Annotated in this window: 8 protein-coding genes and 2 pseudogenes; 3 read left to right on the plus strand and 7 right to left on the minus strand. The window is 42.2% G+C overall.

The window, feature by feature from the left end:
• Window positions 1-14: 14 nt before the first annotated feature.
• The 3 genes from ACLV7W_RS07660 to ACLV7W_RS07670 all read right to left on the minus strand — a co-directional run bounded on the left by ACLV7W_RS07660 (window position 15) and on the right by ACLV7W_RS07670 (window position 5,570).
• The gene (locus ACLV7W_RS07660) at window positions 15-713 is read right to left on the minus strand and encodes an N-acetylmannosamine-6-phosphate 2-epimerase (RefSeq protein WP_001135679.1); all 699 of its coding nucleotides are present in this window, start codon (window positions 711-713) and stop codon (window positions 15-17) included.
• Window positions 714-967: 254 nt separating this feature from the next.
• Window positions 968-4,261, minus strand: coding sequence for an SIALI-17 repeat-containing surface protein (locus ACLV7W_RS07665; protein WP_153209363.1), 3,294 nt, complete (start codon window positions 4,259-4,261; stop codon window positions 968-970).
• A 328-nt stretch (window positions 4,262-4,589) separates the two neighbouring features.
• Window positions 4,590-5,570, minus strand: coding sequence for an acetylxylan esterase (locus tag ACLV7W_RS07670; RefSeq protein ID WP_411865735.1), 981 nt, complete (start codon window positions 5,568-5,570; stop codon window positions 4,590-4,592).
• Window positions 5,571-5,958: 388 nt separating this feature from the next.
• Between ACLV7W_RS07670 and ACLV7W_RS07675 the strand changes: the two are divergent.
• From ACLV7W_RS07675 to ACLV7W_RS07685, 3 genes and pseudogenes are all read left to right on the plus strand, one after another.
• A pseudogene (locus ACLV7W_RS07675) lies at window positions 5,959-6,511 on the plus strand (GNAT family N-acetyltransferase).
• Between the two features lie 141 nt (window positions 6,512-6,652).
• Entirely contained in the window at window positions 6,653-7,564 is a 912-nt protein-coding gene (locus ACLV7W_RS07680) for an Rpn family recombination-promoting nuclease/putative transposase (RefSeq protein WP_411865736.1), read from the plus strand.
• Between the two features lie 4 nt (window positions 7,565-7,568).
• Window positions 7,569-7,979: pseudogene (locus tag ACLV7W_RS07685) on the plus strand (hypothetical protein); the annotation flags it as partial.
• Between the two features lie 606 nt (window positions 7,980-8,585).
• Here the strand turns inward: ACLV7W_RS07685 and recG are convergent.
• The 4 genes from recG to ACLV7W_RS07705 are packed head-to-tail and all read right to left on the minus strand — an operon-like array spanning window position 8,586 to window position 13,151.
• Window positions 8,586-10,601, minus strand: a complete 2,016-nt coding sequence (gene recG, locus ACLV7W_RS07690; RefSeq protein WP_411865737.1) for an ATP-dependent DNA helicase RecG — start codon at window positions 10,599-10,601, stop codon at window positions 8,586-8,588.
• An 18-nt stretch (window positions 10,602-10,619) separates the two neighbouring features.
• Window positions 10,620-11,723, minus strand: coding sequence for an alanine racemase (alr, locus tag ACLV7W_RS07695; protein WP_411865738.1), 1,104 nt, complete (start codon window positions 11,721-11,723; stop codon window positions 10,620-10,622).
• Entirely contained in the window at window positions 11,713-12,075 is a 363-nt protein-coding gene (acpS, locus tag ACLV7W_RS07700; protein ID WP_033681488.1) for a holo-ACP synthase, read from the minus strand. The genes alr and acpS overlap by 11 nt, the downstream gene beginning before the upstream one ends.
• Window positions 12,076-12,119: 44 nt before the next feature.
• On the minus strand, window positions 12,120-13,151 hold the full coding sequence (locus ACLV7W_RS07705) for a 3-deoxy-7-phosphoheptulonate synthase (protein ID WP_000864041.1): 1,032 nt from the start codon (window positions 13,149-13,151) through the stop codon (window positions 12,120-12,122).
• Window position 13,152 lies beyond the last annotated feature (1 nt).

The following is a 13,152-nucleotide window of genomic DNA, read 5'->3' on the forward strand; positions in this document are numbered from 1 at the left end:
GTTTTTAAATTGTGTTATTTAAGACCAGCAACGAAGCGTTCTGTAATCTCTTTTGGTCTAGTAATAGCGCCACCTACAACGATGCCTCGCACTCCATATCCCAGGATTTGTTTGGCTTGTTCTGGTGTATGAATTTTCCCTTCTGCAATGACATCTACACCGGCATCACAGAGTTTTTTAATTAATTCAAAATCGGGACCATCCACTTTTGGACTGTAAGATGTGTATCCTGATAAGGTTGTTCCGACAAAGTCAATTCCTGCTTCAACAGCTGCCAATCCTTCTTCGAAAGTACTTGTATCAGCCATCAAGAGCTGGTTAGGATATTTCTCCTTAACCTGACGAATGAACTCTTGAATCTCCAAACCATCGTAGCGTTCACGCTTGGTACAATCTAGAGCAATCACCTCGATGTCAAGCTCTGCCAATTCATCAACTTCTTTCATAGTAGCAGTGATGAAGGGTTCTTGTGGTGGATAATCTCGTTTAATTATCCCAATGATTGGAAGGTTGGTAACCTCCTTGATTTCCTTGATATCGCGAACACTGTTTGCTCGGATACCGACTGCTCCACCTTGCTCAGCCGCTTTGACCAGCAAGGGAATGACTCCTCCCGCTTCTGTATAAAGCGGTTCGTGAGGAAGGGCCTGACAAGAAACGATGATTCCATCTTTGATTTGTGCAATCAAGGCTTCTTTAGTAATCTGTGGCATCCTCTTTCCTCCTTTTCTTTGTTCTTATGGGTTTATTATATATCATTTGTGAAGCGCTTTCAATACTTTGTAGTAGAATAGATTTCAGTTTCAAAAGTACTTTATAGAACAGCAGTTTCTGAAAGTAGTTTCAGCACTGTCTTATTTTCAATTCGCTTAGTATCTAAAATGATAAAAAGAGATAGCCAGCTTTCAAATAGGCCATCTCTTTTATCATTAACGATGAGCAAAATTCATTTTATTCAAGATCTAATCTAGTCCTCTTTTCGTTTCTTCCCAAATGTCAAAACAGATAAGAGACCTGCCACTAATCCTAGAGAAATAAGGATTGTATTTTCTTTACTTCCAGTATTTGGTAGCTCGTTTTGTTTAGCCGCTGGTGCGTGATAAGTAGCATCTTGTCCAAGAGATAACTTCTTAGCTGGATGTTCGTTTGTAGCTGCTAAGACTGGTTTGGTTTCTCCCTTGTACTCTGGCACTTCATGGATTGCTGCCTCAGCGCCATTGACACCTCCTTTATATTCAGGAAGGTCATTTGAAGCTGCCAAGACAAAATTAGCACCTCCGGTATATTCAGGAACCTCATTTGAAGCTGCTAGAACTGCATTTACGCCTCCTGTGAATTCTGGCTTTTCTACTGTTGGCGCTTCTTCTCCTGCTGTAGCTAATTGGCCTGTGTATTCAGGAACTTCTTCAGTTACTGCTCCTTCTTCACCATTAACTCCACCTATAAATTCTGGAACTTCATTTGTCGCAGCTTCGCTTCCATTTACACCATGAGTAATTTTAGAACCAACTACTGAAACAGGCAAATTATGCATACTTTCGATAGCTCCTTCTGCTAAGCCTGTAACTTTTTGACCAATATCCTCAGGATCTACTGTAAACAATAGAGTCTTTGTGTCATACTGCGTCATAAACGTAGCCGTCTTACCATTTGCAAGCTGTAATGTTGATGCTTGATTGACCAATACTTCTGAATCAAATTCCATGGCAATAATGCCTTGCCCCATATGAACTACATGTGTAACTTTTGCTTCGGTTGGAGAAACCATATCCTTGCTTAAGAAATCCCAATTAAATTTCTTATAAGACAAGGTATATTCGTTTTGGTTCTTATCTGCATGCTCATAAAGCAATCCATATTCGCCATTCCCGAGATCTTGAATAGAATTGTAGGCAAACTTACCACTTTGAATAGGATTATGCTTAAGCCAAGTCAGCTCTCCATTTTCTTCGACACGGGCTAAGTGTACCAAACCGTTGAAACGTCCTGGCCCACCTGCATTACTAAGAACAATATACTCTTTTCCATCATGCATCGTATGAATAGCAGCCAATTGAACGTAAACATCCTTGACATCCGCGTAACGTTTTATATCATTTTCCCAAGTTACTCCACCATCTTTACTAGTAGCAACTTGAAGGTCCCCTGTCAAGCCACGCATGAAGAGCTTGAGATCTCCATTATTTAATTGTACAACAGAGGACTCAGTATTTTGAGCATAATAATTACTCATGGTACTTGAGTCAATCACAGTGCCATCAGTCAGCGTACGATGGTCATTCACACCACCTCCCATATGCCAAGTCTTACCATGGTCATCTGAGTAGATAATCCGAGATGATTGAGAACCGTTTAAGTGGTTGGTCTGATTAGTTGTATAAGTAGGTACAATGATTCGACCTTTATGAGGTCCGGTATGAAGAGTAATTCCTGTTCCAGGCCCAACCCCTAAGAATTTCATCCAATCAGCTTTTACCATTGGGGTAATATCTTGAGGGGCTGACCAAGTCTTACCATCATCATCACTGTAAGACATCCAGAGATAAGAATCCTTAGCAACTCTAAATGGAGACGTTTTATTGCTTGTGAAATAAATATTTCCTAATAGTTGATTCCCTTGATACAAATCACCCTTATCGCTATAAGCTGGTTTAACTGGGTTTACAACAACACGATAATCGGTTGCTTTCCCATCTGGAGTATAAACTGTGCCATTTTCGCGTATTGTATAGGAACCTTCTTCGCCTTCTTTGTAGAGAATTTGGTAAGTTTTGCCATCGATTTGTTTATAGGCTTCTTCTCTTTGAGCAGCCATTCCAAAGATTCCTTTCCCTTCTGGGAACATATCATAGATAGAAAAAATTCGTTTTGTTTCAGGATCTTGAACCAAAACCATATCGATGTTCACTGGTGAACCGATTGATGGATCAGAGGCTTTTGGATTGTCTCGTAAATTTGTAATCGTTACTCGGTCACTCCATGTCTTCCCCTTATCCTCACTTCGTCTAACGACCATGCCGATATCACCCCAGTCACTTGAATGAAGACGGCGTTCATCTGCACCAGCAATCAGAGTGCCTTTATCTGTCTTAAGAAGAGCAGGAATACGATAACTCTTGATACCATCTTTATTTGGTTGGTTATGCATACCACTTTCAAAGACATCTTGTTTTTCAGTAATTTTAGCTCCCTCAGGTAGCTTTTGCTCCAAATCAGATCTTTCAAATAATTGGCTACGCTTTTGAACTTCATCAGGAGTCAGTACTCGGTCATAGACACTTAAATTACGAACCTGTAGATTTGCTCCCCAAACTGAATTTCCTGCCCGATTTGTTGCACCAAGTTGAGCATGTGTAATATCTGGCATATCCTTGATAAATTTACCAGACTTCACGCTAGTACGCGATAAAACACCGTTTACATAAAGTCTAACTTTTCCTTCTGGATTGTCTGCATTTGGTCTTTCTACAGTAAAGGTAACCGAATTCCACTGCCCAGGCTTAATTTTCAATGGAGCATCCGTATATTTATCATAAAATTGTGCTCCATTAGCATCACGCCCCTCTATTAAGGCTGTATTATTGAGAACAGCCATTGTGAAGTACTCATCTTTTTTCTTATCACTAGACACTGAAAATAGATTATAAAATGCTGGAGCTTTTGCATCTGGCTTAAATTCCATATGAATAGTCGCATTTTGAAGCTTCTTCAATGTATCTAATTCACTGGCTAAGTCTACACGCTGACCATTCTTCGAATTTGTTTCAACATCTTCTTTTTCCACTACTGGAGTTGCGTTTGCGATATCTCTAGCATAATAATCTCGAGGAATCACGCCCTCTTCTTTATCTTGGTCCTTGTTACTGGCTTCTGTAGTTGTAGAATCTCCTCCCGGTTTACCAGTAGGAGCTGGTGTATTTTCAGCTGCAGGTGTATTTGTTGGAGTGGTCGTCTCTGCTTCAGTAGTCTCATTTTTCTTCAGCTTATCCTGATCAACTTCCACACCATTGTCTTTCGCTGTTGCCAATTTTCCAGCTAATTCACTATCTAAATTTGCAAGACTGCCTGAAGAAGCTTCTTTTGGTAATTCTGATAAACCTTGATTATTATTTTCAGCTGCAATTACAGTTGAGTTTCCTTGTTCATTTGCCAATACAGGATTTACTCCAAACACTACTGCACCAATAGTTACAGAGGCTACACCCACTGCAAATTTGCGAATGCCATATCTTTGTTTTCTATCAAAATTCTTTTGATTCATCTTTCTACCTTTCAATTTCACAAAAAATAAAGCGCTTTCTTTTTGCTTTAAAATTTTTACTCCCCATCATAGGAAAACACAAGAAAGCAATTAATGGACGAGAGTTGCTCTCCTTCTCTCTTTCAACATTTAGCTAGCTGCAATCCAAACAGTAGCTCTCTCACTCCTTTCCTAGACACTTTTTCTTTATTATACAATAAAGTCATAGGTTTATCTCGAGCTTGCCATAGAATAGATTTTACTTTCAGTAATATTTTAATATTTTAATATTTTTAAAAGTACTTTCAAAATTTATAACAAAAAGAGAGCTACTGGTCTCTCTCATTCATTATTTTACGTACTTAAAGGGAATCTCACTACCACATAGCCAATTGTAGACTTGATCATTGACAAATACATTCATGGCTTCGTGAGCATACTCAGGCATGATACGATAGGCCTTATCGCAGGTCAGCCGATTGTAAATCGCAAACTGGGTAATAGGGTAGCAAACATCATCGTCCAAGCCCGTAATCATCTTAACCTCACCCTTGATACGATGGGCAAGATTTTTCACATCGATATAGGCAAGGGTCGCCATGATTTCCTCCTCAGTTTCGTGGAAGGGGTCGTGAAACTTGAAATAACGGAAAAGTTCGTCGTAAGCCTCGCTAGTATTCCCAATCTCAAGCACCCGTCTGAAGTCTGACAAGAAAGGATAGATGGCAACAGTTTTCTCAATTCGAGGATTGAGAGCTGCCGCAACCAAGGCTAGAGCCCCTCCTTGCGAGGCACCATAGCTAGAAAGACGCTTCTCATCAACCTGAGGCAGACTAGCAATAATTTCAACCAACTGGTAAATGTCTAAATAAACATCCTTATAAAAGAGATGCTCCCGACCTTCCACAGCACCACGGATGATATGTCCTTTAACCGTATTTCCTAGAGGAGAACGCAAACCTTCCTGTGAATAACCTGACTGCCCCCGCACATCCATGGAAACAACACCATAACCAGCCACAGTATAGGCCAGCATGTCAGCCCAGTCCCAGCCACGTCCCATATAACCATGGAAATGGAAGATTATCGGAACCTTCTCCTCACTCTTTGGAAGAACGACGCGTGCATAAACCTTGCCTTCATTGGTTCCTTCAAACGTTAACTCATAGCACTTGACTTGAGGAATGTGGAAATCTCTATCCTCCAACTGGTAGGCTGGAAGAGTGGAAACTTTTTTCACTTCCTCATCCCAGAAAGCATCAAAGTCTTCTGGAACCTCATCCCTTCCTAGATAGGTCTTAATTTCTTCTAATAAAGCTGGATTTTTCATAACATGCTCCTTCATTTTTGTAATCGCTACCACAACTGTAGCATATCTAAGTAATCAATGCAAGAAAGAAGGGTAATACTCTTCGAAAATCTCTTCAAACCACGTCAACGTCGCCTTGTCGTACTCAAGTACAGCCTGCGGCTAGTTGCCTAGTTTGCTCTTTGATTTTCATTGAATATAAATAGAAAGTGAATTTAGATTTTATTTCTTCAAACCTACTAACAGAAAGTATAATCAATTGAATCTAGAATAGTACCAATTAACTTCTAAAGTATTTTTAGAAATTAATGTGAATGCCCCAGTTGATTTGTCTACAGCTTATCTCGATATACTATAGTTTCAATGGCGATTGGACAGAGAATCATTTATCAGAAAGCGAGGTAACATCATGAAAGCAATCGGTACGCAAATGTTACAGACAGAACGTTTGATTTTGAGAAGATTTGTGGAGAGTGATGCAGAAGCTATGTTTCAAAATTGGGCTTCGTCTGCTGAGAATCTAACCTACGTCACCTGGGATCCGCATCCTGATGTCGAGCTGACTCGAAATTCGATTTGAAATTGGGTTGCTTTCTATGCTAATCCTAACTATTACAAATGGGCCATTTGCCCTCAAAGAAAACCCAGAACAAGTGATAGGAGATATCAGGATCGTTGAAATGCACGAGGAAGATTTAAGTTGTGAAATTGGCTATGTTTTAGGAAAAAACTATTGGGGGCGTGGTCTTATGACAGAGGCCTTAAAAGCTGTGTTGGACTTTTGTTTTACTCAAGCAGGATTTCAAAAAGTCAAAGCTCGATATGCCAGTCTCAACCTAGCTTCAGGCCGTGTCATGGAGAAGGCTGGAATGTTCTATCTAAAGACTGTTGCAAATGGGGTAGAGAGAAAAGGCTATATTGCGGTCCTTATTTATTATCAGATAAGCGGAGAAGACAGATAAGCTTAAAATTTATTGCTTACCCGCTGTTCTTATTTTTTATTTACTATTTCATTTATCCTCTTTTTTCCGAATAAATAGATAGAGCCAGAGAATCTAGGAAACCTAGATTTAAAACTGTGGTATAATAAAAGGAGGAAGAGGATGATTCTCAGACATCCGGGCATCAGCCCGACCAATGACTTGGTTGCTAAGAAAATCTTTAGCAATCCAGAAATTACTTGTCAATTTATTCGCGATATGCTGGATTTACCAGCCAAAAATGTGACCATTTTGGAGGGAAGCAATATTCACGTCTTGCCTTCCATACCTTACTCGGCGCAGGATTTCTATACCAGTATAGATGTTTTGGCGGAGTTGGACAATGGCACGCAAGTAATCATTGAAATTCAGGTGCATCATCAGAATTTTTTCATTAATCGTTTGTGGGCTTATCTATGTAGTCAGGTCAATCAAAATCTCGAAAAAATTCGCCAGCGAGAAGGCGATACACACCAGAGTTATAAACACATCGCACCAGTTTATGCTATCGCTATCGTGGACAGCAATTACTTCTCGGATGATTTGGCTTTCCATAGCTTTAGTATGCGCGAGGACACGACAGGTGAGGTCTTAACCATCACAAACAATGGACAAGAAAACCATCTAGTCAAGATGGCATTCTTGGAACTAAAAAAATACAGAGAAACCAGCAAAGACAAGGTTCGCAAACCATGGTTGGAGTTTTTTGGGAACAAACCCTTTACTCAGCAACCCGAGCGAGCTATCAGCCAAGCAGACCAACTGCTGGACTACAAGAGCTGGTCCGAGGAGGACAGGAAGATGTTTAGTGAACAACGTAGACGCGAAGAACAAGCCTTGTTAGCGCAGGACTATGCCTTGGAAACTGCTAGAGCAGAGGGAGTTGAACAAGGCCGAGCAGAGGGAGTTGAACAAGGTCTAGAGCGTGGGAAAATCTTTACCTTTCTAGATTTAGTACGCCAACATGTTTTAACTTCCGAATTTGCGAGTGAGCAATTGGGCATGACCGTCGCTGAGTTTGAGGCCTTGTTGTAAGACCAGCACTAATGGTCAGAAAAACCATCTGGTTAAGATGGCGTTCTTGGAACTTAAAAAATACAGAGAAACCAGCAAAGATAGCATTCGCAAGCCATGGTTGGAGTTTTTTGGGAACAAACCCTTTACCCAAGCACCCGAGCGAGCCATCAGTCAGGCAGACCAACTGCTAGACTACAAGAGCTGGTCTGAGGAGGATAGGAAAATGTTTAGTCAACTACGTATGCGAGAAGAACAAGCATTGTTAGCACAGGACTATGCTTTGGAAACTGCTAGAGCAGAGGGAGTTGAACAAGGTCTAGAGCGTGGGAAAATCTTTACCTTTCTAGATTTAGTACGCCAACATGTTTTAACTTCCGAATTTGCGAGTGAGCAATTGGGCATGACCGTCGCTGAGTTTGAGGCATTGTTGTAAGACCAGCACTAACGGTCAGAAAATCATCTGGTCAAGATGGAGTTCTTGGAATTAAAAAAATACAGAGAAACCATCAAAGACGAGGTTCGTAAACCGTGGTTGGAGTTTTTATAAATCAGTAAATCAATGACAGATTTTTCCGTGATAGATGGAAGAATCTTTTTTAGTTATGCTAGATGTGGGCTCTGAAACAGTAAGATATAGTGTATTGAAATAAGATATGAACAAAGAAATTAGGAAAGTCAAATTAATTTCTAGAAATGTTTTAGAATCTGTAGTGTACTATTTTAGATTCAATAAATTGTAGTTTTAAAAACGAAAAAAGTGCATTTCACTCTTTCTTCTTCTGCTTAATCTTATTTTGTCGCTTCTTTCTTTTGGAAAGTGGTTTGGTAATTTACTTTAATCGTTACGGTCATGTGAGAGTCCTCGTTTCTTTTTGATGACTCTAGTATAAGGGTCAAACCTAAAAGCTAGCTTAAGATTTCCTTATAGAAAGCTTATACTCAATGAAAATCAAAGAGCAAACTAGGAAACTAGCCGCAGGCTGTACTTGAGTACGGCAAGGCGAAGTTAACGTGGTTTGAATTTGATTTTCGAAGAGTATTAATCTAAATGTTCTTTCTTTTCCAAATGAAGGGCAATCATGCGCCACTCAGGATCCTCTTGCCAGCCTTCAATAGAACTAATGTAACTAGCAACTTTTCTAGCTTCTTCTAAAATCGGAAAATCTTCGATAATATCAGCTACTTGGAACTCTGGAAGACCTGACTGTCTGGTTCCAAAAATCTCACCAGAACCACGCATTTTCAAATCTTCTTCGGCCAGGACAAATCCATTGGTCGTTTCTGTCATGATGCGCATGCGGTCTTTCCCAGAATCCGTCTTGGGATTGGCAACGAGAACTGCATAAGACTGCTTATCTCCCCGACCCACACGACCTCTGAGCTGGTGAAGCTGGCTGAGACCGAAGCGATCGGCATCCATGATAATCATGACGGTCGCATTTGGAACGTTAACCCCGACCTCGATAACCGTCGTCGAAACCAGAATATCTGTTTTTCGCTCTTTGAAATCCTGCATAATCTGGTCTTTTTCGTCACTCTTCATCTTACCATGTAGAAGAGCCACCTTTGCCTTGCCTGCAAAATGAGCTGTCAGCTCCTCTGATAAGGCAATGGCATTTTTCAAGTCCAGAGCTTCTGATTCTTCAATCAAGGGAGAGATAACATAGGCTTGAGAACCTTTTTGGATTTCTCCCTCTAACCAGGTCAAGACCTGAGGCAGCTGCTCATGCTTAATCCAGCGCGTCACAATAGGCTTCCGACCTGCTGGCATCTGGTCGATAATGGAAACATCCATATCGCCAAAGGCTGTGATGGCCAGCGTCCGTGGAATAGGAGTTGCCGTCATCATGAGAACATCAGGATTGTTGCCTTTCTCCCGTAAAATACGCCTTTGCCCCACACCAAAACGATGCTGCTCATCGATGATAATCAAGCCAAGACGAGCATAATCTACCCCATCTTGTATCAGAGCGTGGGTTCCGATAATCAAATCAGCCTCACCCTTGGCAATAGTCTCCAAGACTTCTCTTTTTTCTGCAGCTTTTAAGGAACCTGTTAAGAGAACCATTTTCAAGTCTGGAAAAAGGTCCTTCAAACTCTCAAAGTGTTGCTCTGCTAGGATTTCTGTTGGCACCATGAGGGCTGCCTGATAACCAGCCGTCACCGCTGCAAACATGGCCAAGCCAGCGACTACCGTTTTTCCGCTCCCCACATCCCCTTGCAGGAGACGATTCATGTGGCGGTCAGACTTCATATCAGTTAAAATTTCCTGCAAACTCTTTTCCTGAGCTTGGGTCAGGGAAAAAGGCAGACTTTCTTTAACAGACGTCACTTTTTCCTGAGACCAATCCAGAACCAGACCGCTTCCCTGAACTCTGTTTTCAGACTTGAGCGTCTGCAATTGCATTTGGAAATAAAAGAGTTCTTCAAACTTAATACGGCGAAGGGCCTGCTTGTATTCTGCCAAATCCTTGGGGAAATGCATGGCGCGAACGGCCTGACAACGGGACATGAGTTTGTATTTGTCCAGCAAAGACTGGGGAAGATTTTCCTCTATCAAGAGGTCCAGTCCCTGATCAAAGGCTGTCTTGATGACCTTGACCAGACTGGCCTGACTGATTCCCTGAGCCAAGCGATAAACAGGTTGGAGGTCATCCTCCATCTGAGCTAGGACCTTCATCCCTGTCAGGCTAGCCTTGGCGCGGTCCCATTTTCCAAAGACAGCAAGGGTTGCTCCCAACTCTATCTTGTCTGCTAGATAGGGCTGGTTAAAGAAATTCACCGCAAAAACGACTTCTCCCTGCTTGAGGCTAAAACGCAGGCGATTGCGCTTGAATCCATAATACTGGACACTAGCAGGAGTCACGACTTGACCAGAAAGAACCGCCTTTTCACCGTCTTCCAGTTCCAATACTTGCTTGGTTTTGAAGTCTTCATAACGGAAAGGAAAGTAGAGCAAGAGGTCTTGCAAGTTTTCAATTCCTAGTTTGGCGTACTTCTCTGCTGACTTTGGTCCCACACCAGGTAAGACATGCAAGGGTTGATGTAGATTCATGCTCCACTCCTTTCTTTTCTAATAATATTCTCTCGGAATGCGGTCGCTGAGGAGACAAACCACCTCATAGTTAATAGTCCCACGGTAGGCAGCTACCTGAGTTGCTGTGATTTCCTTGTCCCCGTTAGAACCAATCAAGGTCACCTTTGTTCCGAGCGGATAAAGCTTAGGCAAACGAATGGTGATTTGGTCCATCGAAACCCGCCCAACGATTGGGCAAGCTTGACCATCTACCAAGACAGAGAAATTCTGCATGTCTCGTGTCCAACCATCCGCATAGCCGATTGGCACGGTCGCGATGACTTGCTCGCTATCCGCCTGATAGGTAGCTCCATAGCCCATACAAGCTCCAGCTGGAACTCTCTTGACATGGACCATAGCAGACTGCAAGGTCAAGGCTGGTTTCAAGTCATAGGGCAAGTCCAAAACCTCTCCGCTAGGATTAAGACCATACATAGCATCTCCCATACGAACCGCATTGAAAATAGTCTCTGCATGCCAAAGGGTCGTTGCCGAATTACTAGCATGAACCAGCTCTGGAAGACCTTTCATACTGGCCAAAATAGTTTTAAACCGTTCTAATTGGGCATTAAAGTAGTCATCTGATTTCTCGTCTGCTGTAGCAAAGTGGGTAAAAATCCCTTCAACACCAGCACCATGTTGTAGAAGCAAGTCTTGAGCCTGCTCAGCTTCACTAGCCTCTCGAAAACCAATCCGTCCCATTCCTGAATCAATCTTGAGGTGGACTGTCAATCCAGTTAGGTCTTCTTCCTGATCTAAGAGTGCTTGAATCCACTCCAGTCCAGCCACAGTCAAGGTGATATCGTATTCTTTAGCAAGAGCAACTGCTTCGATTTCAGAAACTCCTAAAATGAGGATTCGCTTGCTGAGTCCAGCCTGTCTGAGTTCAATAGCCTCATCAATATTGGAAACGCAAAAACCATCTACATCATCTTGAATAGCCGTCGCAACAGCAACAGCCCCATGACCATAGGCATTGGCCTTAACCACAGCCCATTTGAGCGTTCCTTGAGGGATATGAGCCCCCATTTGCTGAATATTTTGTCGAATAGCTCCCAGATGAATCAGAGCCTTGGTTGGTCTATGTGGACTAGCTTTCATGATTTTCCTCCAAAATGACACTGGCTGTCACAAACTGATCTGTATGGCTGATAGACAGCCAAATCTTTCCTGAAAATGGTGACTGACTAAAATAAGGCGCCCCGCGTTCATTATTCAAGACTTCCAAATCCTGAAAACCGAGCTTCCCAATACCAGTTCCCATAGCCTTGGAAAAGGCCTCCTTAGCCGACCAGCGACCAGCCAAATATTCGATTTGTCTGCGCCCTTTAAGACTGTTAAATCGCTCCATTTCCTTAGCTGTCAGCACGCGCTTAGCAAAACCTTCATGTCGTGTAACTGCACTTTCTATCGAAGCCAATTCTTCGATGTCAATTCCGTGTCCAACTATCATTCTCATCAAAAGGAGTTGAGATTCCCCAACTCCATCCTTTTCACTTATTTTGTCAAGGTAGCATAAATTTCTTCTACCAAGGCCTCTGTATTTTCCCAACCTAGGCAAGGGTCGGTAATAGAGCAACCAAAGACCTCTGGTTGATTTTGACGACCATCTGCTAGGTAAGATTCAATCATAAAGCCTCGAACTGTCTTTTTAATCTTCTCATTCCAATCACGATTTTGCAAAGTCTGGCGAACAATTCGAATTTGCTCCATATATTGCTTTCCTGAGTTATCATGGTTGGTATCAATGAGAATAAAAGGATTTTCAAGTCCCATGGCTTCATAGCGCTCAATGGCATTTAGCAGGGTTTCATAGTAAAAGTTAGGCTCATTTTTCCCATATTCATTAACTGCTCCACGAAGGATGACGTGGGCCAAGGGATTTCCTGAAGTCTCAACTTCTTGACCATGAAAGAGGAAGGTCTGTTTGTTCTGAGCAGCATAGATACCGTTAAACATGACCCCAAGGTTTCCTGAGGTTGGATTTTTCATCCCCACTGGTGCATCAATCCCTGAAGCCACAAAGCGGTGCTCTTGGTCTTCCACAGAACGAGCCCCAACAGCATGGTAGCTGACCAAGTCATCCACCAAGACCAGATTTGACGGATAAAGCATCTCATCTGCCGTTGTCAAACCAGTCTCTGTAATCACGCGGTAGTGCAACTGGCGCACAGCCTGCAAACCGTTAATCAGGCTTGGAGCCTTAGAGGTATCTGGTTGGTGAACCAAACCTTTATAGCCGTCTCCGTTGGTGCGAGGTTTAGCTGTATAAACACGCATAACCATGAAAATCTTGTCCGCCACCTTCTTTTGCAAAGCTGATAAACGGCGAGCATATTCCAAGACAGCCTCTTCATTGTCAGAAGAGCAAGGACCAATCACCAAAAGGATCCGATCATCTTCTCCTGAAATGATGTCTGCCAATTCTCTATCACGACGCTCCTTTAGTCGCAAGGCTTCCGCAGACAATTGAGTTTCTGCCTTGATTGCTTCAATATCGATTTCTTGACCTTTTTCAATAAATGCCATA

Origin of the sequence: Streptococcus mitis (genome assembly GCF_965111735.1) — a bacterium.
In the GTDB taxonomy this organism is placed as follows: Bacteria; Bacillota; Bacilli; order Lactobacillales; family Streptococcaceae; genus Streptococcus; species Streptococcus mitis_DR.